The 21,602-nt window shown below is 71.5% G+C and carries 26 protein-coding genes; 10 read left to right on the forward strand and 16 right to left on the reverse strand.

Annotated features, from left to right (window positions below; all coding sequences use genetic code 11):
* Positions 1-76 precede the first annotated feature (76 nt).
* Entirely contained in the window at positions 77-958 is an 882-nt protein-coding gene (locus OG494_RS10665; protein WP_328454431.1) for a LysR family transcriptional regulator, read from the forward strand.
* 61 nt (positions 959-1,019) lie between these two features.
* On the opposite strand, the gene OG494_RS10670 is transcribed toward OG494_RS10665, so the two are convergent.
* Positions 1,020-2,054 carry a serine hydrolase domain-containing protein gene (locus OG494_RS10670; RefSeq protein WP_328454433.1) on the reverse strand — a complete coding sequence of 345 codons (1,035 nt, stop codon included), beginning with the start codon at positions 2,052-2,054 and terminating at the stop codon, positions 1,020-1,022.
* 71 nt (positions 2,055-2,125) lie between these two features.
* Here OG494_RS10670 and OG494_RS10675 point away from each other — a divergent pair, with 71 nt between their 5' ends.
* Entirely contained in the window at positions 2,126-2,320 is a 195-nt protein-coding gene (locus OG494_RS10675) for a DUF2630 family protein (RefSeq protein ID WP_328454435.1), read from the forward strand.
* 169 nt (positions 2,321-2,489) lie between these two features.
* Here the strand turns inward: OG494_RS10675 and OG494_RS10680 are convergent, their stop codons facing one another.
* Complete coding sequence (locus OG494_RS10680; protein WP_328454437.1) at positions 2,490-3,776, reverse strand: NAD(P)/FAD-dependent oxidoreductase; 1,287 nt, start codon at positions 3,774-3,776, stop codon at positions 2,490-2,492.
* Positions 3,777-3,945: 169 nt separating this feature from the next.
* On the opposite strand from OG494_RS10680, the gene OG494_RS10685 reads away from it, so the two are divergent.
* Positions 3,946-4,323, forward strand: coding sequence for an STAS domain-containing protein (locus OG494_RS10685; RefSeq protein ID WP_328454439.1), 378 nt, complete (start codon positions 3,946-3,948; stop codon positions 4,321-4,323).
* A 39-nt stretch (positions 4,324-4,362) separates the two neighbouring features.
* Here the strand turns inward: OG494_RS10685 and OG494_RS10690 are convergent, their stop codons facing one another.
* From OG494_RS10690 to OG494_RS10700, 3 genes are read right to left on the reverse strand one after another with little or no spacing between them, the layout of a single operon-like run.
* Complete coding sequence (locus OG494_RS10690; protein ID WP_328454441.1) at positions 4,363-4,626, reverse strand: DUF4235 domain-containing protein; 264 nt, start codon at positions 4,624-4,626, stop codon at positions 4,363-4,365.
* Complete coding sequence (locus OG494_RS10695; protein WP_328454443.1) at positions 4,623-4,928, reverse strand: DUF3618 domain-containing protein; 306 nt, start codon at positions 4,926-4,928, stop codon at positions 4,623-4,625. Before OG494_RS10695 ends, OG494_RS10690 begins: the two co-directional genes overlap by 4 nt.
* Positions 4,925-5,338, reverse strand: a complete 414-nt coding sequence (locus OG494_RS10700) for a phage holin family protein (RefSeq protein WP_328458916.1) — start codon at positions 5,336-5,338, stop codon at positions 4,925-4,927. Before OG494_RS10700 ends, OG494_RS10695 begins: the two co-directional genes overlap by 4 nt.
* Positions 5,339-5,504: 166 nt before the next feature.
* Here OG494_RS10700 and OG494_RS10705 point away from each other — a divergent pair, with 166 nt between their 5' ends.
* Entirely contained in the window at positions 5,505-6,344 is an 840-nt protein-coding gene (locus OG494_RS10705; protein WP_328454445.1) for an aldo/keto reductase, read from the forward strand.
* Between the two features lie 70 nt (positions 6,345-6,414).
* Complete coding sequence (locus OG494_RS10710) at positions 6,415-6,879, forward strand: hypothetical protein (protein WP_328454447.1); 465 nt, start codon at positions 6,415-6,417, stop codon at positions 6,877-6,879.
* A gap of 56 nt (positions 6,880-6,935) precedes the next feature.
* On the opposite strand, the gene OG494_RS10715 is transcribed toward OG494_RS10710, so the two are convergent.
* Both OG494_RS10715 and OG494_RS10720 read right to left on the reverse strand, forming a co-directional pair.
* A complete protein-coding gene (locus OG494_RS10715; protein ID WP_328454449.1) occupies positions 6,936-7,742 on the reverse strand; it encodes a GAF and ANTAR domain-containing protein in 807 nt (268 codons plus the stop codon).
* 101 nt (positions 7,743-7,843) lie between these two features.
* Positions 7,844-8,380 (reverse strand): hemerythrin domain-containing protein, encoded by a 537-nt coding sequence (locus OG494_RS10720; protein WP_328454450.1) that lies wholly within the window; start codon positions 8,378-8,380, stop codon positions 7,844-7,846.
* 124 nt (positions 8,381-8,504) lie between these two features.
* Here OG494_RS10720 and OG494_RS10725 point away from each other — a divergent pair, with 124 nt between their 5' ends.
* Positions 8,505-10,022: a CYTH and CHAD domain-containing protein gene (locus OG494_RS10725; RefSeq protein ID WP_328454452.1), complete on the forward strand. Its 1,518-nt coding sequence runs from the start codon at positions 8,505-8,507 to the stop codon at positions 10,020-10,022.
* Positions 10,023-10,139: 117 nt separating this feature from the next.
* On the opposite strand, the gene OG494_RS10730 is transcribed toward OG494_RS10725, so the two are convergent.
* The 3 genes from OG494_RS10730 to OG494_RS10740 all read right to left on the reverse strand — a co-directional run bounded on the left by OG494_RS10730 (position 10,140) and on the right by OG494_RS10740 (position 11,766).
* Positions 10,140-10,931, reverse strand: a complete 792-nt coding sequence (locus OG494_RS10730) for a SigB/SigF/SigG family RNA polymerase sigma factor (protein ID WP_328454454.1) — start codon at positions 10,929-10,931, stop codon at positions 10,140-10,142.
* Positions 10,928-11,374 (reverse strand): ATP-binding protein, encoded by a 447-nt coding sequence (locus OG494_RS10735; protein WP_328454456.1) that lies wholly within the window; start codon positions 11,372-11,374, stop codon positions 10,928-10,930. Before OG494_RS10735 ends, OG494_RS10730 begins: the two co-directional genes overlap by 4 nt.
* Before the next feature lie 62 nt (positions 11,375-11,436).
* Positions 11,437-11,766 carry a plasmid stabilization protein gene (locus OG494_RS10740; RefSeq protein WP_328454458.1) on the reverse strand — a complete coding sequence of 110 codons (330 nt, stop codon included), beginning with the start codon at positions 11,764-11,766 and terminating at the stop codon, positions 11,437-11,439.
* 107 nt (positions 11,767-11,873) lie between these two features.
* Between OG494_RS10740 and OG494_RS10745 the strand changes: the two genes are divergently transcribed.
* Both OG494_RS10745 and OG494_RS10750 read left to right on the forward strand, forming a co-directional pair.
* Positions 11,874-12,845, forward strand: a complete 972-nt coding sequence (locus OG494_RS10745) for an LLM class F420-dependent oxidoreductase (RefSeq protein WP_328454460.1) — start codon at positions 11,874-11,876, stop codon at positions 12,843-12,845.
* A 252-nt stretch (positions 12,846-13,097) separates the two neighbouring features.
* Positions 13,098-13,829: a GAF and ANTAR domain-containing protein gene (locus OG494_RS10750; RefSeq protein WP_328454462.1), complete on the forward strand. Its 732-nt coding sequence runs from the start codon at positions 13,098-13,100 to the stop codon at positions 13,827-13,829.
* 318 nt (positions 13,830-14,147) lie between these two features.
* On the opposite strand, the gene OG494_RS10755 is transcribed toward OG494_RS10750, so the two are convergent.
* Positions 14,148-14,357: a hypothetical protein gene (locus OG494_RS10755; protein ID WP_328454464.1), complete on the reverse strand. Its 210-nt coding sequence runs from the start codon at positions 14,355-14,357 to the stop codon at positions 14,148-14,150.
* Between the two features lie 189 nt (positions 14,358-14,546).
* Here OG494_RS10755 and OG494_RS10760 point away from each other — a divergent pair, with 189 nt between their 5' ends.
* Together OG494_RS10760 and ku are read left to right on the forward strand one after the other, a co-directional pair.
* Positions 14,547-14,744 carry a hypothetical protein gene (locus tag OG494_RS10760; RefSeq protein WP_328454465.1) on the forward strand — a complete coding sequence of 66 codons (198 nt, stop codon included), beginning with the start codon at positions 14,547-14,549 and terminating at the stop codon, positions 14,742-14,744.
* Between the two features lie 52 nt (positions 14,745-14,796).
* On the forward strand, positions 14,797-15,741 hold the full coding sequence (ku, locus tag OG494_RS10765; RefSeq protein WP_328454467.1) for a non-homologous end joining protein Ku: 945 nt from the start codon (positions 14,797-14,799) through the stop codon (positions 15,739-15,741).
* Between the two features lie 267 nt (positions 15,742-16,008).
* On the opposite strand, the gene OG494_RS10770 is transcribed toward ku, so the two are convergent.
* The 5 genes from OG494_RS10770 to OG494_RS10790 all read right to left on the reverse strand — a co-directional run bounded on the left by OG494_RS10770 (position 16,009) and on the right by OG494_RS10790 (position 21,598).
* Positions 16,009-16,311, reverse strand: coding sequence for a DUF3040 domain-containing protein (locus OG494_RS10770; RefSeq protein ID WP_328454469.1), 303 nt, complete (start codon positions 16,309-16,311; stop codon positions 16,009-16,011).
* 99 nt (positions 16,312-16,410) lie between these two features.
* Positions 16,411-18,177: an IlvD/Edd family dehydratase gene (locus OG494_RS10775; RefSeq protein ID WP_328454471.1), complete on the reverse strand. Its 1,767-nt coding sequence runs from the start codon at positions 18,175-18,177 to the stop codon at positions 16,411-16,413.
* 153 nt (positions 18,178-18,330) lie between these two features.
* Positions 18,331-19,758 (reverse strand): GH1 family beta-glucosidase, encoded by a 1,428-nt coding sequence (locus OG494_RS10780; protein WP_328454473.1) that lies wholly within the window; start codon positions 19,756-19,758, stop codon positions 18,331-18,333.
* Entirely contained in the window at positions 19,755-20,612 is an 858-nt protein-coding gene (locus tag OG494_RS10785; RefSeq protein WP_328454475.1) for a carbohydrate ABC transporter permease, read from the reverse strand. Before OG494_RS10785 ends, OG494_RS10780 begins: the two co-directional genes overlap by 4 nt.
* A complete protein-coding gene (locus OG494_RS10790; protein WP_328454477.1) occupies positions 20,609-21,598 on the reverse strand; it encodes a carbohydrate ABC transporter permease in 990 nt (329 codons plus the stop codon). The genes OG494_RS10785 and OG494_RS10790 overlap by 4 nt, the downstream gene beginning before the upstream one ends.
* Positions 21,599-21,602 lie beyond the last annotated feature (4 nt).

Genomic DNA, 21,602 nt, shown 5'->3' on the forward strand with positions numbered 1-21,602 from the left:
AAGCACAGCAGCGGGTGGCCGCGCCGGTCCAAGACCTGGACCCGATGATGTCATAGGACACGCCTATAATGACCGGGTGGACCTGCGTCGCTGGCACTACTTCGCCGTGCTCGTCGAGGAGATGCACTTCACCAAGGCGGCCGCCCGGCTGTTCGTGTCGCAGCCGTCGCTGAGCCAGCAGATCCGCGCCTTCGAGGCGGAGCTGGGCGTCGCGCTGCTGGACCGGTCGGGCCCGCGGTTCGCGTTGACCGAGGCGGGCCGGGTCGCGGGGAGGGAGGCCCGGGAGCTGCTGGACCGGCTGGACCGGGCGCGGGGCGTGATCACGGCGGCCGGGCGCGGCGACTCGGGACGGCTCCGGATCGCGTACACCCGCTCGGCGCCCGGCCCGCTGGCCGGTGACCTGGTCGCGGCCTACCGCGCTCGCCACCCGGGCGTCGAGCTCGCCCTGGAGACGGGGTGGACGAGCCTCAACCTGACCCGCCTGGCCGCGGGCGAGATCGACCTCGGTTTCGTCCGCCCGCCCGTGACCCACCCCGGCGTCGAGGTGGCCGCGGTCGGGTCGGAGGAGGTGCTGATCGCGCTGCCGTCCGCCCACGACCTCGCCCGCCGCCGCGGCCGCCTGCGACGCGCCTGGATCGCGGGCGAGCCGGTGGTCTTCTGGCCGCGCGAGAACGGCCCGGGCCAGTACGACGCGATCAGCGCCCAGGTCTGGCCGGCCGGCGTCCCGCCGATCGTGCGCGAAGAACCGGAGGACGAGCAGCTGATGCGCGCGGTCGCCGAGGGCGCGGGCATCGCGGCGGTGCCGGAGCACCGGGCCCGCGCGTTGCGCCGCAAGGGCGTGGTGCTGCGCCGGCTGGAGGAGCCGGTGCCGCGCATCGACCTGGGGCTGGCCTGGCGCGCGGACACGCTGTCCCCGGTGGTGCGGGCGTTCGTGGACCTCGCGGCCGGAAAGCCGTGAAGGACTCCTTGAGGGACTCAGAGTCCCTCAAGGAGTCCTTCACGGACAACGGAACCCCGGGTCACGGGCAGGCGGTCAGCACCGCGTCCGCGACCGCGCCGAGGTGGGCGGCCGCGCGGTGGCCGGAGACCACGCGGTCGGTGAGGTAGGCGAACACCAGGCGGCGGCCGGGATCGGCCCAGGCGACGCAGCAGTTGCTCCCGTTGTGCCCGAACGTTTCCCGGCCGCTGAGCGTCCCCATCGGACGGCCGGCGCCGCCGAGCTGGAAGCCCTGCGCCCAGCGGATCCGGGTGCCGATCGTGCGGTCGACGACGGCGTCCCCGGACGGCTGCCGCGCTTCCCGGACGGCCGCCGGGTCGACGACCTCGCCGTCGAGCAGGGCCTGGTAGAACGCCGCCAGGTCGCGGGCCGTCGTCGAGATGCCCGCCGCGGGGATCACCGCCCGGCGGAGGGCGCGCCGGTTGATCAGCCGCGCGGTCAGCCGCGCGCCGAAGTCCTGCCCGCGCAGGGGTACGTGCCGCGGCCACAGCGCGTCCGGCAGGCCGAGGTGGGTGTCGGTGAGCCCCAGCGGGCCGAGGAATTCCTTGCGCAGCAGCACGTCGACGTCGTCCCCGGTCACCCGGTGGAGCACCTCGCCGAGGAGATGGCCGTACACGATCGGCTGATACGCGGCGACCTCGCCGGGCGCCCACCGCGGGGTGATCCGCTCGATCGCCCGCAGCGTGCGGGCCCGGTCCGCCATGATGAGCGCGTCCCCGGCGAAGCCGCGTGCGCTCGCGAAGCCGGAGCGGTGCCGCAGCACGTGCCGGACGGTGATCGCGCCCTTGCCACCGCGCGCGAACTCCGGCCAGTACCGGGCGACCGGCGCGTCGAGCGACAGTTCCCCGCGCGCCGCGAGCTGGTGCACCAGCAGCGCCACGAACGGCTTGCTCGCGGAGAAGATCCAGAACAGCGCGTCCGGCGGGCCGCCGAAGCTCCGGTCGAGCAGCACCTGCCCGTCACGCAGCACGCACAGGCTCGCCCGGGCACCGCGAGCGCGCACCAGTTCGGCGGCCGGTTCCAGTGCCGGGTCACCCGGTTCGGTCCAGTCGATCACGCCGGGCGACGTTACCCGCCCGGTATGCTCGCGGGCGTTCCCGGCTCTGTGCCTTCCCGGAAGGACGTTCCATGTCCGGCCACGAGATCACCGACCGCATCGCCGACCTGATCGACGAAGAACACCGCCTGCGCACCGGCGCCCTCCACCACGGCGGGCTCACCGCGGACGACCGCGTCCGGCTGAAGGACCTCGAGCGCCAGCTGGACGAGGCCCTCGAGCTGCTGCACCGGCGCCAGGCCCTGTCCGTGTTCGACGACGAGTGACCGGCCGGGGACGGCTCCCTGGGTGCCGCGCCAAGGCGCCGAATCCCTCCTGCAGGTCCAGCCGCTCGTCCAGGACCACGACGTCCGCGCAAGTCGCGACCGGCGGCAGCAAGTAGGGGAGCGCCGAGAACCGCGCCACCTGCTCCGGCGGCACGGCCAGGCGTCGGTCTCAGCGGCGGGGGAGCTCCGGGGAGTCCGTGTCCAGCGGCACCGACCGCGACCGCACCAGTCCCAGCTGGACGGTCTGGCGGCCGGTCAGCGCTTCCAGGGCCCAGTCCGCGACCGTGCGCACGCGGTTGCCCGGCATCGCCATCAGGTGGTAGCCGCGTGTGACGGCCTTCGCCAGACGGCCGGAGAGCGGGATGTGCAGCGGGTTCGCCGCCGCGGCCCCGGCGCCGAGGTCGACGACGAAACCGAGGTCGTGGTGGCGGTAGGTGCCGGTCCGGCCCTGGCCGAGCGACGCCGCCACGTTGCGCCCGGCCAGTTTTCCCTGGCGTTCGGCGTGCTGGGCGGTCATCGCGGTGTACTCGCCCGGCCGGGTGAGATCGGGCACGGCGGCGGCGTCACCGCAGGCGAACACGTCGTCGCGGCCCGGCACGTTCAGCTGCGCGGTGACGACGAGCCGGCCCTTCGCGGTCTCCAGCCCGAGGTCCGACACCAGCGGGTCGGGCCGCACGCCGACGCACCACACGAGCGTCCGCGCCGGCACGGAGTCGCCGTTCGTCAGGGTGACGCCCTTCTCGTCCGCGTGGTCGACCGACGTCTTCATCAGCACCTCGACCCCGCGCGAGCGCAGCACCTCGTCGGCCGTCTTCCCGAGCCGCTTGTCGAGTTCGGGCAGCACGCGCTCGGCGACGTCCAGCAGCAGCCAGCGGATCTTCTGCCCGGCGAGCTCGGGGTGCCGCGCGGCCAGCGCGTCGGTGAAGGCCGGGCCCTGCGCGGCCACCTCGGTGCCGGTGTAACCCGCGCCGACGACCACGAACGTGCACCGCGCGTCGCGTTCGGCCGGGTCCTCGGCCGACGCGGCGAGCTCGATCTGCCGGGTGACGTGGTCCCGCACGTACAGCGCCTCGGGCACGCCGCGGAAGCCGTGCGCGTACTCGGGCACACCCGGGATCGGCAGCAGCTTGTTGACACTGCCCGCGGCCAGCACCAGCCGGTCGTACCCGATCCGGTGTTCTTCGTCCTCGGGATCGGTGTACGTGACGGCCCGGGCGTCGAAGTCGACGGCGGTGGCCTTGCCCAGCAGCAGCCGGACGCCCGGCAGCGTCTCCGGGATCGAGACGGTCACCCGCCGCGGGTCGAGGATCCCGGCCGCGACCTCCGGCAGCAACGGCAGGTAGAGGAAGTAGTCCGTCGGGTTGAGCACGACGATCTCGACGTCTTCGGCTTCCTTACGCAGGCTCTTAGCCGCGTGGTACCCGGCGAACCCGCCGCCGACGATCACGACACGCATGGATCCCCTTCCGGGAAGTTGATCTTGGTCCTTGCGGATTCCCCCAGGTAGAGGTGGGGAAACCCGCGGGGTTGACCTGTCGGCTCAGGGGCGTACGGTCAGAGGGAGTTGGCTGTTGTTCAAAACACGTGCTCCGGTCAGCGCCCCTGCCTGTACCGATGGGAGCGCCATGTACCCCTTGTTCCGCACAATCGACGAACCCTGCGGGTTGACCGTCACGACCACCGAGCGTCCTGGCGGAGTCCGCGTCCTCACCCTGGTGGGAGACGTCGACGCCGCCACCGTCGGCACCCTCGACGAGGCCCTCGCCAGCGGCGGTCGGCTGGTGGCCGACCTGTCGCGGGTCGGTTTCCTGAGCTGCGCCGGCGTCCGGTCCCTGCTCGAAGCGGACGACCGCGCCGAACTGGCCGTCGTCGCCGGCGGGCACGCCGTCACCCGGTCGCTCGAAGCGACCGGCGCCGACCTCCTGCTGAAGATCCACGTTCGCCCGGGTGACGCGCTGACGGCCGTGACCCCGCTCGCCGCGGAGGCCGGCCCGGACGCGTGAGCGCCGGCCCGGCCGTCCACTGTGGCCGGTCGGCTGGGGTCAGTCGTCCGGCCAGTCGCCGGTGGCCTTGCGGTAACCGACCGCGCCGGCTCGTTCGGTGGCGGCCTTGACGGCCCCGAAGATGGCGCCCTGGACGGCGGCCGCGATGATCACCTGGGTCCAGGTGTAGTCGCGGTCGATCGCGTCCGGGGCGTCTTCTTCGCCCGCCGCGCGCTTCCATATCTGCTTGAAGACCTGGCCCGCGAGGACGCCGCCGAGGGCGCCGACACCCCAGCTCAACGGCTTGTAGACGATCTTGTTCACGAGTTCCTCCGTCGCAGGAGCAGCCGGATCAGGATGACCAGGCCGAGCACGCCAGCGAAGACCGGTACCGGGTTGCTCCGGACGGCGTCGGCGCCCTGGCGGAACTTCACCGCGGTCGGCTCGTTCGCGATGTCGGCGACCTTCAGCGTGGCCTGGTCGAGCTTTTCGTCGACGTTGTCCTTGACCCGGGTCTTCACGTCGAGCTTCTGCCCGAGCGCGTCGAGGGTCTCGGCGAGCTCTTCCCGGGTGGCGTCCCGGTCGAGCCGCGCCTCTTCGGCGTTCTTCGGGGTGTCCCCGCTCATGAGCGCACTCCCTGCTTCACGGTGTCCACGTCTTCGCGGACACCGGTGATGGCTTCTTCCGGCACCGGCGGTACCGCCTGGGTGACTTCCTTCTTACCGACCAGGGCGGCGACCCCGGCGATCAGGAACAGGACCACCGCGACGATCAGCGCCGCCAGCCAGCCGGGGACGACGAGCGCCAGCGCGAGAACGGCGGTAGCGACGAGCGCCCCGACGCCGAACAGCGCGAACAGCCCGGCCGCCCCGAACAACCCGGCGCCGAAGCCCATTTTCTTGCCCTTGTGCTGCAGTTCGAGGACCGCGAGCCGGATTTCGTCCCGGACGAGGCGCTTGACCTCGTCGGACAGGTCCGACACCAGCTCGCCGACCGAACGGTCGGCCGCGGGCTTCTGTTGTGCCTCTTCGATCACGGAACACACCTCCTGACGCCGGGCTACCCCCGTTCCGGAGCGGGTAATCACGCCGGTTTCGCCCGGATCGGCGCCGGGTAGCCGCATATCACTCGAACGAGTGATGTGGTGGCGTAGGCGCCGGCCCGCCGGTTTCGCGTCCGGATGCCCCGGGTAGGCCGGATGCATGACCACCACGACAGCCAATGTCCCCACCGTGGAACTGAACAACGGCGTCCGGATCCCGCAGTTCGGGTTCGGGGTGTTCCAGATCCCGGCCGACGACACGGCGAGCGCCGTGCGGACGGCGCTGGACGCGGGCTACCGGCACATCGACACCGCGCAGATGTACCGGAACGAAGCGGGGGTCGGCGCGGCCATCGCGGAGTCGGGCTTGGCGCGCGAAGACGTCTTCGTCACCACGAAGCTCGCCAACGACGCCCAGGGGTACGACAACGCGATCACCGCGCTGGAGGGGAGCCTGCGGCGGCTCGGGCTCGAGTACGTCGACTTGTACCTGATCCACTGGCCGCTGCCGAAGACCGGCAAGTACGTCAAGACGTGGCAGGGCTTCGAGGACATCCTGCGGGCCGGGAAGGCCCGCGCCATCGGCGTCTCGAACTTCCAGCCCGGGCACCTCGACCGGCTCGCCGAGGAGACCGGCACGGTCCCCGCGGTCAACCAGATCGAGCTGCACCCGGCGCTGCAGCAGGCGGAACTGCGCGAGTACCACCGCGCGCACGGCATCGCGACCGAGGCATGGAGCCCGCTGGCCCAGGCCGAGGTGCTCGAGGACCCGGTGCTGACCGGGCTCGCCGAGAAGCACGACCGGAGCGCCGCGCAGGTCGTCCTCCGCTGGCACATCCAGCTCGGGAACATCGTGTTCCCGAAGTCGTCGACGCCGGAGCGGATCCGGCAGAACATCGACGTCTTCGGGTTCGAGCTCAGCGAAGAGGACATGGCGGCGATCGGCGGGCTCGACGACGGCCGCCGCACCGGGCCGGACCCCGACACCTTCACCGGGTGACCGTCGCGTTTCCCTGCGCGAGCACCCGGGTACCTGTTCCGAGAAGGTCCCCCAGGAAGGAGCGTCCGGCATGAGCACGAACGCCTACCTCGCGTTTCTCTTGATCGGCGCGTTGCTGGTCGTCGCGGACGGCCAGATCATCTATCGCAGCGGCCGCCGCTACCTCGAAAACTCCTACGGTGACCCGGCGGCCGGGGCTTCGATGGCCCGCCTGGTCACGGTGTTGTTCCACCTGGCGACGCTGGGTGTGCTGGCGCTCGTCTCGACCATCAACATCGGCGGTGACCTGCCGAGCATCATCGCCCGGATCGGGGTGCTGCTGCTGATCCTGGCGCTGGCCCACGCGATCACGCTCGGTGCGCTGGCCCGCATCCGCGGCGAGCAGGAGGTCGAAGCCGTCGTCCAGCGGGGCGGCCGGCAGCGACTCGAACCGGAGCAGCAGGGCACCACGGTCACGCCGGTGCCGGCTCAGGACGGCCGGTACCCGGACGCCAGCCCGTCGCTGGAGCACCGCCCGCCCTACACGACGCCGTAAGGCTCACGCGCGTACCGAAGGCGGCATTTCCCGAGGGAGGTGCCGCTTTCGTCGTGTCAGTGTTCGGGGACCGGCAGGTCCAGCTCGGTGTGCCGGGTGGCCAGGGTTCGGGCCAGGTCGGCCAGCTTGACGTTCAGGTCCTGTGAGGCCTTGCGCAGGACGTCGAAGGCCTCGTCGGCCGTGATGCCGCGGCGCTGCATCAGGATGCCCTTCGCCTGCCCGATGACGTCCCGGCTCTCGACGGCTTGCCGCAGGTGGGTGGCTTCGAGCTCGGCCGCCGCGACGGCCTCGCTGTGGGCCAGCGCGAGCGACGCGTGGGTCGCGAGCAGCAGTGCGGCGTCGATGGCGGCGCCGTCGAACGCGCCGGGCTTGCGGGAGTAGATGTTCAGGGCGCCGGACAGCCGGGGCGGCCGGGCGTCGGGGATCAGGGCGGTCGCCAGCACCGAGTGGAAGCCGTGGGCGGCGGTGCCCGGGCCGAACGACGGCCACCGCGGGTCCCGGCCGACGTCCTGCGACCAGCCGATCGCCGGGCCGTCCGGGCAGGCGGACTCGACGCACGGGCCTTCACCGTGCCGGTACTGCAGCTCGTCGAGCGTCAGGGCGATCGGGTCGGTCTCGACCGGGGTGTGGAACCGGCCGTCCGGATCGCGCAGGGTGATGCTCACCAGGTCGGCGTCGGGGATGCTCTCGCCCGCCGCGCCGACGACCAGCTTGAGCACGCCGCCGACCGTCGGGGTCGCGTCGAGCAGCGTCCGCGTCAGCTCGGCGAACTGCCGAGCCAGCGGACCGGCTTCGGCCGGCCGCGTGCCGTCCGCGCCGAACCAGCTGCGCTCTCTGGCCCATTCGTCTTCCTCGACGCTCATTTCCTCGCTGCCTTCGTCCTCACGTGCGGTCCGTCCCATTCAACCCGATGCCAGTGTGCACTCCGGGCCGGCCGGGCGTGATCCGCGCCGCAAGGTGGCCGTCAACCGGCCGAGGCGGCTCCGCCGGACGCCGGATCGAGGGCGCTGCGGACCCGGTCGACGAACCCGGGACCCGGCCGGAGCTGGTCGGCCTGGGGCATCCGGTCCGACAGCCCCGGGTGCGGCAGGGTCGCCGCGGCCTCGCGGGCCCCGACGACGTCCTGGCCGAGCTCGCCGCGACGCTCCGGGGACCAGTCGCGCCGGATCCGCGCGATCGCGGCGGGACCCTCGTCGCGCACGTGCCGCCGGACGACCCGGATCAGCCCGCCCAGCAGCCGCTCGAACCGCGTCTCCTGCGGCCCGGCGCCCTCCAGCTGGCGCATCAGCCCGTCCGCCTCGCTGAGGTCTTCGCCCGGGTCGAGGTAGGGCTCTTCGGCGACGGCGTGGCGGACGAGCGCGCCGATGAGGTGATCGGCGAGGTCCTTGCGGTTCTCCGGGCTGCCCTGGCCGAGCTCCAGCTCGGTGCACAGCCGCTCCAGCTCCCGGTGGTCGCCGGCGAGAACGGTGGTGAGGTCGGTTGCGGGCTGGCTGCGGTTCATGCACGCTCCTGGTCCGGATTCGGTTTCTCCCGTGGTTACCCGTTGCCCGGACGCCGAATCCCGTGTCGGCGCCGGGCGGGCCGGGTAGTCGAAGGAAACAGACCCGCCAACAGGGAGGACGTCCATGGCAGCGCCGTCGACGGTGACCGAGCGCGAACGCAAGTACGAGATCGTCCCGGGCAGCGGGGTGCCGCGGCTGCTCGGCGTCGCCGGTGTCGAGACGCAGGACGATCCCGTGGAGCAGATCCTCGACGCGTCGTACTACGACACCGGGACCTACCGGCTGGCCAAGGCCGGCATCACCCTGCGGCGCCGGGTCGGCGGGCACGACGCGGGGTGGCACGTCAAGCTGCCCGTCTCGGCCGACGAGCGCCAGGAGATCCAGCTGCCGCTCGGCGGGGACGCCCACAAGGTGCCCGGCCGGCTCAAACGCCTGGTACGGGCCTACACGCTGGGGGAGAAGCTGGTGCCGATCGCGCACCTGCGGACCGACCGCTTCGCCCACCGCCTCGCCGACGCCGAAGGCCGGACGATCGCCGTGCTCACCGACGACCACGTGACCGGTGAGGCCGGCGGCGAGTCCGCGCGGCTCGACGAGTGGCGCGAGCTGGAACTGGAGCTCGATCCCGGCACCGACCCGGGCGTGCTGGACGAGTTCGACCGGGCGCTGGCCGAGGCCGGCGCGTCCGCGTCACCGTGGCCGTCGAAGCTGCGGCGCCTGATCGGCGACCGCGTGCCCGCGCCGCGCCGCGCCCGCAAGAAGCCCGCCGCCGCGGACGTCGTCCTGACGTCCCTGCGCGCGCACTTCGACCAGCTGCGCCGCGCGGACGTCGGCGTCCGGCTGGACGTCGAGGACTCGGTGCACCGGATGCGCGTCGCGAGCCGGAAGCTGCGCAGCGCGCTGCGCACGTTCGGGTCCATTGTGGACGACGAGGCGACGGCGCCGGTCGCGGCCGAGCTGCAGTGGCTCGGCCGGGAGCTGGCCCCGGCCCGCGACACCGAGGTCACGCAGGAGCGGCTCGGCGAGCAGCTGGCCGGCCTGCCGTCGGAGCTGGTGCTCGGGCCGCTGCGCCAGTACCTGACGCGCTACTTCGCGCGGGAGGAGGAGCGGGGGCGGACCCGGGCGCTGGCGGCCCTGACCGGCAAGCGCTACCGGAACCTGCTCCGCGCGCTCGACGCCGTGCTGGCGGACCCGGCGCTGACCCGCATCGGGCGCAAGCCGGCGAAGTCCGGGCTGCGCAAGCCGGTCCGCAAGGCCGCGAAGAAGCTGCGCTGCGCCGAGGCGGCGGCCCGTGGGCTCACCGGCGTCGAGCTCGAGACGGCTTTGCACGACGTCCGCAAGAAGGCCAAGCGGGCCCGCTACGCCGCCGACACCGTGAAGCCGGTGTACGGGAAGAAGCTGCGCGCGTGGCGCAAGAACGTCAAGGCCGTCCAGCAGACGCTCGGCGCGCACCAGGACACCGTGGTCGGCCGGGAGGTCCTGCACCACCTCGCCGTCGACGCGCACGGCGAAGGGCAGAACACGTTCACGTTCGGGATCCTGCACGGCCAGGACGCCGCGAAGGCGGCGGACCTGCGCAAGGAGTTCACGGGGGAGTGGCGGCGGCTCCGGAAGGGCGACCGCCCCGGCTGGCTCGGCTAGCCCGTTCGCCCGGGGAGCGGCGGCGGCTCGGAAGGGCCGCCGCCCGGACGGTGCCAGGAGGGTGGCGAGAACGCCTGAAGCGGGGCCGGCGGCGGCGCGGGAGGCCGCCCGCCGGCGTCAGGCGTCGCCGGAGAGCTTGCCGCGCAGCTGTTCCAGCGTCTGCGACAGCAGCCGGGAGACGTGCATCTGGGAGATGCCGACGCGGTCGGCGATCTGGGTCTGCGTCAGGCCGCCGAAGAACCGCATCACGAGGATCGCGCGCTCGCGGGGCGGCAGCTCCTGCAGCAGCGGCTGGAGGGCCTCGTGGTTCTCGACCATGGCCATCTCGTGGTCCGGCTCGCCCATGGTGTCGGCCAGCGACAGCGCCTCGGCGTCGTCGTGCACCGGCTTGTCCACCGACAGCGCCTGGTAGGCGTTCCCGGCGAGCAGGCCCTCGCGGACCTCGTCGACGTCGAGGCTCAGGTGCTCGGCCAGCTCGGTCGGCGTCGGCGCGCGCCCGAGGCGCTGCGACAACGTGGCGGAGCCCTGGCTGAGCGAAAGGTGCAGCTCCTTGAGCCGGCGCGGCACGCGGACCGACCAGCCGGTGTCGCGGAAGTGGCGCCGGACCTCACCCATGATCGTCGGCACCGCGAAGGACAGGAAGTCGTGGCCGCGCGCCGGGTCGAACCGGTCGACGGCGTTGATCAGGCCGATCCGCGCCACCTGCACCAGATCCTCCCGCGGCTCGCCGCGCCCGGAGAACCGGGTCGCGATGTGCTCGGCCAGCGGCAGCAGCTCGGTCACGAGCTTGCTCCGGACCACGTCCCGCCGCGGGTCGCCCTCGGGCAGCTCGCCCAGCTCTTCGAACAACGGCTCGCAGTGGGCGTATTCGTCGGGGCGGTGGAGCACGGCTCTGCGCTCGCCGCTCACGCGCTCGTTCCCGGGTTGAGCTCCAATTCGATCGTGATGATGCCGGCGCCCCCGCCCGGGAGGACGTCGCAGTGGGCGGTCACCGCGCGGCTCAGGGTGGTCAGGACGTGCCAGCCGAACGTCCGGTCGCTGGGCGGCCGGGGGTCGGTCGAGCGGGCCGAGACCACGACGTGCAGCGCGTCGGGGGTCTGCCGGAAGCGGCAGTGCAGCTGCGTGCCGAGCTCCGCAAGCTGGACGAGCTGCGCGCACGCTTCGTCGACCGCCATCTTCGCGTCCGCGATGGCGTCCAGCCCGAAGTCCGCGCGGGACACCATGCCGTGCGTGAGCATCCGGACCAGGGGGATCTGCTCGGCCATGGCGGGCAACCGCAGCTCCACCACCTCGTCGAGCAGGCCGTCGGCCGAAGGCTGACCGCCGGACGTGCCACTTCGTGTTTCTTCCATACCGGACTGTCTACCCATCTGGGGGAACCCTGACACTTCGCGATCCGGACTCGAGGGCGCCGTCACCGGCCGAGGGCCCGTTCGAGCTCTTTCTTGGTCATCTTGGAGCGGCCGTCGATGTTCCGCTGTTTGGCTTCGTTGTAGAGCTGCGCCTTCGTCAGGCCGCCCGGGCCCTTGCCCTTCCCGGCGCGCTCGCCGCCACGCTGCTGCGGGGACTTGCCCTCGAGGGACGTCCGGCTCGCTTCGCGCGACTCACCCGACCGGGCACGGTTCTTGTTCACCGTGCGGGCGGCGATCTCTTCGGCCCGCTTCGTGCTCGCGCCGCGATCTTCCTGCGAGTCCTTGATGTGCTCGTACTGACGCTCGCGCTTGTCGCTCCAGGCCCGAGGCATGACCGCTCCCTTCGACGGTCGGCGGATACCCGGTGCCCGGCCGGGCAAAACGTCGCGGTTGATCATCACCGGGGCCGGGTACGCGGCGCGGAACGAGAGGAGTTCCGATGCGGATCGGCTACACCCTGATGACCGAACAGACGGGGCCGAAGGACCTGGTGCGGTACGCCGCCGGCGCGGAGCAGGCGGGGTTCGCCTTCGAGGTGATGAGCGACCACTACTCGCCCTGGCTGGCCGAACAGGGCCACTCGCCTTACGCCTGGAGCGTGCTGGGCGCGGTCACCCAGGTGACCGAACGCGCCGAGCTGATGACGTTCGTGACCTGCCCGACCATGCGGTATCACCCGGCGGTGGTGGCCCAGAAGGCGGCGACCGTGCAGGCGCTGTCCGGCGGGCGGTTCACCCTCGGCCTCGGCGCGGGCGAGAACCTCAACGAGCACGTCGTCGGCCGCGGCTGGCCGCCCGCGAACGTCCGCCACGACATGCTCGCCGAGGCCGTCCAGATCATCGGCGGCCTCTTCGACGGCGGGTCCTTCGACTACGAGGGCAAGCACTTCCGGGTCGACTCCGCGAAGCTGTGGGACCTGCCGGAGATCCGCACGCCGATCGGCGTCGCGGTGTCCGGGCCGCAGTCGGTCCGGCGGTTCGCCCCGGTCGCCGACGCGATGATCGCCGTCGAGCCGAAGGCGGAGCTGGCGCGGGCGTGGGACGCCGCGCGGCCCGGCCCGGCGTCCCGCAAGATCGCCCAGCTGCCGGTGTCCTGGGGCACCGACCGCGACGCCGCGGTCAAGCGCGCGCACGAGCAGTTCCGCTGGTTCGCCGGCGGCTGGAAGGTCAACGCCGAGCTGCCGGGCCCGGCCGGGTTCGCCGGCGCCACCCAGTTCGTCCGCGAGGACGACGTCGCCGGGTCGATCCCGTGCGGCCCGGACGTCGAGCCGATCGTCGAGGGTGTGCGCGAGTTCGCGGAAGCCGGCTTCACCGACGTCGCGCTGATCCAGATCGGCGGCGACCAGCAGGACGGCTTCCTCGACTTCGCCGAGAAGGAACTGCTGCCGGCGTTGTCCGAGGCCGTGGGCTAGGCCGCGAAGTCCACTTCGGACGGATCGGTCGGCGGCACCGGCCGCTGGGTGAACCGTCCGGGCCCCCGCGACCGTCGCTGCTCCGAACGGACGCGCGGCACGCCGGAGGTGGTGACCGCTTGTGCTCGCCGCTGCGGGGATGCAGTAATCTCGCGCCGGACCCGTTAAAGCGCTAGCGGCCCACTGTGGCGCGCGCCCGGGTCCTCCCTGGTCTTAGAGCGCCCTTAGCACAAAAGAAGGGGCGTCACCAGGATGACGGGCGGGCATGAACAGCTCACCGCGCGGCTCGACGATGTGACGGTCGCGATGGAGTCGCTGACCGCGATGCTCGACACCCAGCTGGACCTCGGCCAGATGCTGCAGGCGGTCTGCGACCACGCCGTGCAGGTGGTGCCGGGGGCCGACATGGCGAGCATCACCCTGGTCCGGGACGGCGAGCCGGAGACGGTCGCCAGCACCGACCAGCGGGCGGTCAACTTCGACCGCGAGCAGTACCGCATCGGGGACGGTCCGTGCCTGCGCGCCGCCGAGACCGGGCAGCCGGTCCGGGTCGGCGTGGGCGCGGTCGGGGACCTGTGGCCGCAGTTCGTGACGAAGGCCGAGCAACTGGGCGTCGCCAGCTTCCTCGCCGCGCCGCTGACGGTGGACGACGACATGTCCGGCGCGGTCAACCTGTTCGGGTTCGACCAGCACGGGTTCAGCGAGCTGGGCACGAAGATCCTCGAGCTGTACACCGCGACGGTGGTCCTCGGCCTGCGCAGCGCGCGCCGCTACTTCGCGGCCCAGGAGCTGATCGAACAGCTCAACCGCGCGCTGGAGACGCGCGCGGTGATCGAGCAGGCCAAGGGGATCCTGATGGCGGCGCACCGGATCACGGCGGAGGACGCGTTCCAGCGCCTGGTCAAGCGCTCCCAGGACGGCAACCGCAAGCTCCACGAGGTGGCGGCGGAGTTCGTCGCGGCGGTGGCGACGACGAGCAACTGAGGCCCCGCGGCGGCTTGAGGTCCGTGAAGGCCTCCTTCACGGACTCTAAGTCCCTCAAGGAGGCCTTCACGGACCTGGGCGGGCGGTTCCGGTGCGGGGTGCCGAACGTGGCTGACGACGGCCCGACTTGCCGGGTCGCGGAGGGGGTCGTGAGTGTTTAGGGCGGTTAGAACCGCCCTAAACACTCACGACGGCCTGCCGCGGTTCCGTGGGCGTCTCGTCGGTTCGGGCGGGGGGCGGGCGCAAGGCCGTGGGTTCGGTGGTGGCAGGCGCGGTGACCGAGTCCGGCACGCCCGTCGTCGCCGAGGAGATGGTGGGCTAGCTGGTGGGGACCTCGTCCGGGGGCGCGTCCGCCTGCAGGACCGGGTCGGGGCGTTGCCGGCTCCGCGTGCACGTCGTGCAGACCAGGGTGCGGCCGAGCACCCGGCCGTCGTCGCCGACGACCTGGGCGACGTGCATCGTGGGGAACCCGCAGACCTCGCAGGGCAGCGAGCCGTCCTCGCGGCTGATGCGGATCTGGGTGCCCATGCGACCTCCTGGTGTGACGTGGGTCTCACCACCTTGCCGGTTCCGGCGCCCTAGTCGGCTGAATTCACTCGTTCGGCCTAATGATTGCCGTCTCCGGCGTCCGGTCCGGTGACTCCTGTGTTTCGTCCGGCGATCGTGGGTAGCCGGGCGTCAGGAGGCCGGAAAGGCCACGTCACAGGGGAGCACGGGATGAGGGACAAGCGGAACGATCTGCGGTCGGTGACCGACCTGCTGGTCGACGGCGAGGACACGCCGGACCGGGAGCGGTTGCGCCGGAAGGCGGCGCTGGCCGTCGCGGCGGGCGCGAAGGACGCCGGCGACTGCGCACTGCTGCTCGAGATGCTGGGCCTGCACCGCCACGGCGCCAGCAGCAGCGAAGTCGCCTGAGCCGTTTCGGGGTGCCTCCGCGCGGGTACCGGAGGGCGGTGAGGAGGTCGACATGGCCAGACCGGTCTGGAGTGGTGCGTTGAGCCTGGGGCTGGTCACCGTCCCGGTGGAGCTGTACCCCGCGGTGGCGGACCACACGATCCACTTCCACCAGTTCGAACGCGGGACGTCCGACCGGATCCGCAACCGCAAGGTGAACGAGCGGACCGGCGACGAGGTCACCCAGGACGAGATCGTCAAGGGGTACGACGTCGGCGGCGGCGACCACGTGCTCGTCGAACCGGACGAGCTGGACGAGATCGCGCCCGAGCGGTCGCGGCGGATCGACATCGAGCGGTTCGTGGAGCTCGACGAGATCGATCCGTGGTTCTACGACCGGACGTACTGGCTGAAGCCGGCGAAGGAGGACTTCGCCAAGGCGTACGGCCTGCTGCTGCGGGCGATGGACCGCAGCGAGAAGGCGGGCGTCGCGAAGTTCGTGCTGCGCGGCAAGGAGTACCTCTGCGCGGTCCGCGCGGGTGAGGGTGTGATGGTCCTCAACACCCTGCACTTCGTCGCGGACCTGCGGAAGCCGAAGGACGTCATGGGCGGGCTGCCCAAGCTGCCGAAGCCGCGGCCGAAGGAGCTCGACATGGCTCTTTCCCTGGTCGACGAGATGACCGCGCCGTGGCGGCCCGACGACTTCCGCGACGAGTACTCCGAGCGCGTCGAGGACCTGATCAAGGCCAAGAAGTCCGGCAAGGAGCTCACCCACGAGGAGGAACCGGAGCCTTCGGCCGACGTCGTCGACCTGTTCGAAGCCCTTTCGCGCAGCGTGAAGAGCCGCAAGGGCGGGGGCAAGAAACCGGCCAAGAAGCCCGCCAAGACGGCGAAGAAGCAGCCTGACCTGGCGGACCTGTCCAAGACCGACCTCGACAAGCTCGCGCGGGAGAAGAACGTCAAGGGCCGCTCGAAGATGACGCGGACCGAGCTGGAGAAGGCGCTCAAGGCGTCCTGACGGAGGGCCGCGAAGGACCAGCTGGCAGGTACCACGCGAAAGCACGACGCGACGCTGACGCCGAACCGCAGGGCTCGGGCAAGCGGCCGGTTTCGTCGTCGCTCGACCCGGGGGACCGCCGGCTGGTGATCCGCGCCGAAGACCCGGCGAGATTGTCGCGTCCGACAAGAACGGTGACACCAGCTTTTCCGCGCTGCGGCAACGGATCCACGTGGTGACCCGGACGTCTCTCACGCGGACGAGCCGGGAGGAGCGCGGACGGGAGGCTCAGTGGGCGGCGGGCTCGGCTTCGCCCGTGGTGGTCTTCCGGGTCGTCTCCGAGCGGGCGATGTGCCACGCCACCAGCGCGCCCGCGCTGACGGTGCCCCAGAGCACCAGCGAGGCGTCCCGGGCGAACAGGCCGACGACGAGCATCACCACCGCCGTGACGTCACACAGGATGAGCAGGAGGCTCCAGCGCCGGGCTTGCCGCATGTCGCGACCGCTGAACACGTCGGCGAGCGTGGGGTCGCTCGCCAGCAGTTCCGCCTCGATCTCGCGCAGGGCATGACGTTCACGGTCCGGCAGCATCGGGGGTCCTCCTCGGCCTCGGCTTACCCCACAGGTACCCCCGTGGCGCGGGTTCCAAGCAGCACTTTTCCGTGAACGTGCCGCATTAGAGCAATACCGTCAGTGGTTGTCCCGGGGGATACCTTTCGTCGACGCTACGCGCTGGTACGCCACGGCCGGGCGCAGGACCATGCCGTCACACAACTGGTCGACCATCGATCGCTGGATTTCCTGCCACGGCGTCTGCGACGCGGGCACCCGGTAGCCGCCCGCTTCCTCGAGCTCCTTGTGACGCAGCGTGAGTTCATCGCCGGAGATCAGCACGTCGGCGGTGCCCGCGCCGAGGTCGATGCGCACCCGGTCACCCGTCCGCAGCACGGCGAGACCGCCGCCGGCCGCGGCTTCGGGGGAGGCGTTGAGGATCGACGGCGAGCCGGAGGTGCCCGACTGCCGGCCGTCGCCGAGGCACGGCAGTTCGTGCACCCCGCGCTTGATCAGCTCGGCGGGCGGGCGCATGTTCACCACCTCGGCCGAGCCGGGGTAGCCGAGCGGGCCGGTGCCGCGCATCACGAGCAGCGAGTCCTCGTCGACGCCGAGATCCGGGTCGTCGATGCGGGCGTGGTAGTCCTCCGGGCCGTCGAACACGACCGCGGTGCCCTCGTACACCCCGCCCGCCAGGTAGCGGCGCCGGAACTCGGGCGAGATCACGCTGGACTTCATGATCGCGGCGTCGAAGAGGTTGCCGTGCAGCACGAGGAAGCCCGCGTCGGCAACCAGCGCCGTGTCGAAGGTCCGGATGACGTCGCGGTCGCCCGCCTCGGCGTCGCGGCAGTTGTCGCCGAGGCTGCGGCCGTTGACGGTGGGCGCGTCCTCGTGGATCAGGCCGTGGGCCATCAGTTCGTGCACCACGGCCGGGACGCCGCCGGCGCGGTGGAACTCCTCGCCGAGGTACTTGCCGGCCGGCTGCAGGTCGACCAGCAGCGGCACGGCGTACCCGAGCCGCTGCCACTCGGTCAGCGGCAGGTCGACGCCGATGTGCCGGGCGATCGCGCTCAGGTGGATCGGCGCGTTGGTGGATCCGCCGATCGCCGAGCTGACGACGATGGCGTTCTCGAACGCCTCGCGCGTCAGGATGTCCGACGGCTTCAGGTCCTCCCGCACCAGCTCGACGATCCGCAACCCGGTGCGGTAGGCCATCCGCGCCCGGTCGCGGTGCGGCGCCGGGATGGCCGCGCAGCCGGGCAGGCTCATCCCGAGCGCCTCGGCGAGCGCGTTCATCGTCGAGGCCGTGCCCATCGTGTTGCAGTGCCCCGGCGACGGCGCGGACGACGCGACCAGCTCCATGAACCCGGCGTCGTCGATCTTCCCGGCGGCCAGCAGCTCCCGGGCCTTCCAGACGATCGTGCCGGACCCGGTGCGCTCGCCGTTGTGCCAGCCGTTGAGCATCGGCCCGCCGGACAGCACGATGGCGGGGATGTCGACGGTCGCGGCGGCCATCAGGCACGCCGGCGTCGTCTTGTCGCAGCCGGTGGTCAGGACGACGCCGTCGATGGGGTAGCCGTAGAGCGTCTCGACGAGCCCGAGGTAGGCGAGGTTGCGATCCAGCGCGGCGGTCGGGCGCTTGCCGGTCTCCTGGATGGGGTGCACCGGGAACTCGATCGCGATCCCGCCGGCCTCACGGATCCCTTCGCGCGTCCGGTCGGCCAGCTGCAGGTGGTGCCGGTTGCACGGGGTGAGGTCCGAGCCGGTCTGCGCGATCCCGATGATCGGCTTCCCGGACTGCAGCTCTTCCCTGGTCAGGCCCCAGTTCATGTACCGCTCGAGGTAGAGCGCGGTCATCCCGGGGTCGGCGGGATTGTTGAACCAAGCTTCGCTGCGCAGTCCCATACCGGCCAGTCTGTCACTCGCACGCCCCGACGTGGACCCGTGAGGGGCGCGGACTCGCCGTCCCTCCGTCCGTCGGGTCGGCCGCCTCGCAAGTCCGTGAAGGCCTCCTTGAGGGACGTAGAGTCCCTCAAGGAGGCCTTCACGGACCGTGGCTCAGCCCAGGCCGTTGAGGCCGATCACCCGCGAGTACCAGTGGGCGCTCCGCTTCGGCGTCCGCTCCTGCGTCGCGTAGTCGACGTGGACCAGGCCGAAGCGCTTCGCGTAGCCCTCCGCCCACTCGAAGTTGTCCAGCAGCGACCAGTAGAAGTAACCCCGCAGGTCGACGCCCGCCGCCAGCGCTTCGTGCGCCGCGCGCAGGTGCGAGTCCAGGAACGCGACGCGGTCGGTGTCGACGATCTCGCCGCCGTCGGAGACGACGTCGGGGTAGGCCGCGCCGTTCTCCGTGATGTACAGCGGCACCGGGCGGTAGCCGCGGTGGACCTGCAGCAGCGACTCCGTCAGGCCGGCCGGCTGGACTTCCCAGCCGGAGTCCGTGCGGGGCGCGGCCGGGTCGGGCACGAAGTGGACGTCGCCCGCGCCGACCCACTCCGGGCCCGCCGGTTCGCTGCCCGCCACGGGACGGCCCGCGACGCGGTAGTCGCGGTAGTAGTTCACGCCGAGCCAGTCGACGTGCGCGGCGATGACAGCGCTGTCATCGGGCCGGACGACGTCGCCGAGGCCGAACGGCGCCAGGTCCTCGACCAGGTCGTCCGGGTAACCGCCGCGCAGCACGGGATCCAGGAACAGCCGGTTCTGCAGACCGTCGATCCGGCGGCACGCGGCGACGTCGCTCGCGTTCGCCGGGTCGTGCGGGACGACCGGGTACAGGTTGAGCGTGATCCCGGCCGGGACGTCCGGCGCGTGCGCCCGGATGATGTCCATCGCGAGCCCGTGCCCCAGCAGCAGGTGGTGCGTGGCGGCGACGGCGGCGGTGTGGTCGGTGCGGCCCGGCGCGTGGATGCCGCCCGCGTAGCCGAGCATCGCGGCACACCACGGCTCGTTGAGCGTCGACCAGCTGGCGACGCGGTCGCCGAGGCGGGCCAGCACGGTCTCGGTGTACTCGGCGAAGCGGTACGCCGTGTCCCGGGACGTCCAGCCGCCCTTGTCCTCCAGCGTCTGCGGCAGGTCCCAGTGGTAGAGCGTCGCCCACGGCTCGATCCCGGCCTCCAGCAACCGGTCGACGAGGCGGTCGTAGAACGCGATCCCGGCGGCGTTGGGCGCGCCGCCGTCCGGCCGCACGCGCGGCCACGCCAGCGAGAACCGGTAGGCGCCCAGGCCGAGGCGCCGCATCAGGTCGACGTCCTCGCCGTAGCGGCGGTAGTGGTCGGCCGCCGGGTCCCCGGTGTCGCCGCCCACGACCGCACCCGGACGGCGGGCGAAGACGTCCCAGACCGAGTCGGTGCGCCCGTCGGCCGTGGTGGCCCCTTCGACCTGGAACGCCGCAGTGGCGGCGCCCCAGACGAAGGCGGGCGGGAACATTAGCGCGGCGTTCTCCCGGACGTCTGCCGCCCGAACGCTGTCGGGATGTACGGACATGGTCACCCTTTCACAGCACCTTGCATGATCCCGGCCACGATCTGGCGGCCGAGGAGGAGGAAGACGATGAGGATCGGGATGGTGGCCAGGGTCGTGCCGGCCAGCACCAGCGAATAGTCGACGTAGTAACCGCTCTGCAGCTTTTCCAGGGCCACCTGGACGGTCGGGTTGCCCGCGTCCAGCACCACCAGCGGCCACAGGAAGTCGTTCCACGACATCATGAACGTGAACATCGCCAGGATCGCCGCGGCCGGGCGCACGGCGGGCAGGCAGACGTTCCAGAAGATCCGGATCATGCTGCAGCCGTCGACGCGCGCGGCCTCGATCAGCTCGTACGGGAGCGCGTCGACGGTGTACTGCCGCATCCAGAACACGCCGAACGCGGTGACCAGGTTGGGCACGATCACCGACTGCAGCCCGCCTGCCCAGCCCAGCTTCGACATCGCGATGAACAGCGGGATGATGCCCAGCTGGGTCGGCACGGCGAGCGTGACGACGATGAACACGAACAGCCCGTTCTTGCCGCGGAACCGTAGCTTGGCGAAGGCGAACCCGGCCAGCGACGAGAACAGCACGGTGGTCAGGGTGACCGTGCCGGACACGATGACGCTGTTGGCCAGCGCCTTCCAGAACGGCACGGTGTCGAAGACCCGCGACGCGTTGGCGAAGAAGTTGCCGCCGGGCAGGATCGGCGGGACGGGCTCGGTGAGCATCCCGTTGTCGCGGCTGGCCACCAGGAACGACCAGTAGAACGGGAACAGCGAGCCGAGCACGAAGATGGCGAGCACCCAGTAGGTCGCCTTGCGCGGTTTCCCGAGCGTGGCGACGCTCTTGCGAAGTCCACTGTGGATGGTGGTCATTTCTTCTTCACCGCCGGGGTGCGGGCCAAGCGGCCGGTGAGCAGGAAGTTCACCAGCGCGATGATGACGATGATCACGAACAGCACCCAGGCGATCGCCGAGGCGTAGCCGAGGTTGTAGTTCTCGAACGCGGACTGGTACAGGTACAGCGTCACGGTCTGGAACTGGTTGGAGGAGCCGCCGTTGTTCGACCCGGGCATGGCGTCGAACAGCTTGGGCTCGGTGAAGATCTGCAGTCCGCCGATCGTGGAGGTGATGGTGACGAAGATCAGCGTCGGCTTCAGCAGCGGCAGCGTGACGGCGGTGAACCGCCGCCACATCCCCGCGCCGTCGATCAGCGCGGCCTCGTGCAGTTCCTTCGGGATGGCCTGCATGGCGGCCAGCACGATCAGCGCGTTGTAGCCGGTCCAGCGCCAGTTGACCATGATCGCGATCGCGACGTGGCTGCCGAACCGGCTGGCCTGCCAGTCGACCGGGTCCAGCCCGATCAGCTGCAGCACGTCGTTGATCAGGCCGTACTTCGGGCCGAACAAGTTCGCGAAGATGATCCCGATCGACACCAGGCTGGCCGCGTACGGCAGCAGGATGCCGACGCGCCAGCCGGTCGCGCCGCGCAGCCTGCTCCCGAGCAGGGCCGCGAGCAGCATGGCGATGATCAGCTGCGGAATGCTGGAGAGCAGGAAGATGCTGATCGTGTTGGTCAGCGCGTTCCAGAACTGGCTGTCGGCGAACAGCTCCTTGAAGTTGTCGAAGCCGATGAACACGGGGTTGTCGTCCCCCGCCTCCCACTTGAAGAGCGAGACGTACGCGGTGTACAGCAGCGGGAACAGCCCGACGATCCCGAAGACGATGAAGAACGGCGCGATGTAGAGGTACGGCGATACCTTGACGTCCCACCGGCTCAGCTTGTGCCGGAAGGTGGGCCGGGGAGACGTTCGCTCCCCGGCCTTGCTCCCTTCCGGCGCGATCTTGTCGATGACGGTCATGAGG

The sequence above is a fragment of the Amycolatopsis sp. NBC_00438 genome (genome assembly GCF_036026695.1).
In the GTDB taxonomy this organism is placed as follows: Bacteria; Actinomycetota; Actinomycetes; order Mycobacteriales; family Pseudonocardiaceae; genus Amycolatopsis.

Bases quoted from the DNA above. Each gene is read 5' to 3' on its own strand.
- OG494_RS10750 (WP_328454462.1), top strand. From the start codon at position 13,098: ATGACGGGCGGGCATGAACAGCTCACCGCGCGGCTCGACGATGTGACG.
- OG494_RS10755 (WP_328454464.1), bottom strand. From the start codon at position 14,357: ATGGGCACCCAGATCCGCATCAGCCGCGAGGACGGCTCGCTGCCCTGC.
- OG494_RS10685 (WP_328454439.1), top strand. From the start codon at position 3,946: ATGTACCCCTTGTTCCGCACAATCGACGAACCCTGCGGGTTGACCGTC.
- OG494_RS10680 (WP_328454437.1), bottom strand. From the start codon at position 3,776: ATGCGTGTCGTGATCGTCGGCGGCGGGTTCGCCGGGTACCACGCGGCT.
- OG494_RS10775 (WP_328454471.1), bottom strand. From the start codon at position 18,177: ATGGGACTGCGCAGCGAAGCTTGGTTCAACAATCCCGCCGACCCCGGG.
- OG494_RS10785 (WP_328454475.1), bottom strand. From the start codon at position 20,612: ATGACCACCATCCACAGTGGACTTCGCAAGAGCGTCGCCACGCTCGGG.
- OG494_RS10705 (WP_328454445.1), top strand. From the start codon at position 5,505: ATGACCACCACGACAGCCAATGTCCCCACCGTGGAACTGAACAACGGC.
- OG494_RS10695 (WP_328454443.1), bottom strand. From the start codon at position 4,928: ATGAGCGGGGACACCCCGAAGAACGCCGAAGAGGCGCGGCTCGACCGG.
- OG494_RS10740 (WP_328454458.1), bottom strand. From the start codon at position 11,766: ATGCCTCGGGCCTGGAGCGACAAGCGCGAGCGTCAGTACGAGCACATC.
- OG494_RS10735 (WP_328454456.1), bottom strand. From the start codon at position 11,374: ATGGAAGAAACACGAAGTGGCACGTCCGGCGGTCAGCCTTCGGCCGAC.
- OG494_RS10770 (WP_328454469.1), bottom strand. From the start codon at position 16,311: ATGCTGCCGGACCGTGAACGTCATGCCCTGCGCGAGATCGAGGCGGAA.
- OG494_RS10715 (WP_328454449.1), bottom strand. From the start codon at position 7,742: ATGAGCGTCGAGGAAGACGAATGGGCCAGAGAGCGCAGCTGGTTCGGC.
- OG494_RS10675 (WP_328454435.1), top strand. From the start codon at position 2,126: ATGTCCGGCCACGAGATCACCGACCGCATCGCCGACCTGATCGACGAA.
- OG494_RS10760 (WP_328454465.1), top strand. From the start codon at position 14,547: ATGAGGGACAAGCGGAACGATCTGCGGTCGGTGACCGACCTGCTGGTC.
- OG494_RS10725 (WP_328454452.1), top strand. From the start codon at position 8,505: ATGGCAGCGCCGTCGACGGTGACCGAGCGCGAACGCAAGTACGAGATC.
- OG494_RS10790 (WP_328454477.1), bottom strand. From the start codon at position 21,598: ATGACCGTCATCGACAAGATCGCGCCGGAAGGGAGCAAGGCCGGGGAG.
- OG494_RS10720 (WP_328454450.1), bottom strand. From the start codon at position 8,380: ATGAACCGCAGCCAGCCCGCAACCGACCTCACCACCGTTCTCGCCGGC.
- ku (WP_328454467.1), top strand. From the start codon at position 14,797: ATGGCCAGACCGGTCTGGAGTGGTGCGTTGAGCCTGGGGCTGGTCACC.
- OG494_RS10745 (WP_328454460.1), top strand. From the start codon at position 11,874: ATGCGGATCGGCTACACCCTGATGACCGAACAGACGGGGCCGAAGGAC.
- OG494_RS10710 (WP_328454447.1), top strand. From the start codon at position 6,415: ATGAGCACGAACGCCTACCTCGCGTTTCTCTTGATCGGCGCGTTGCTG.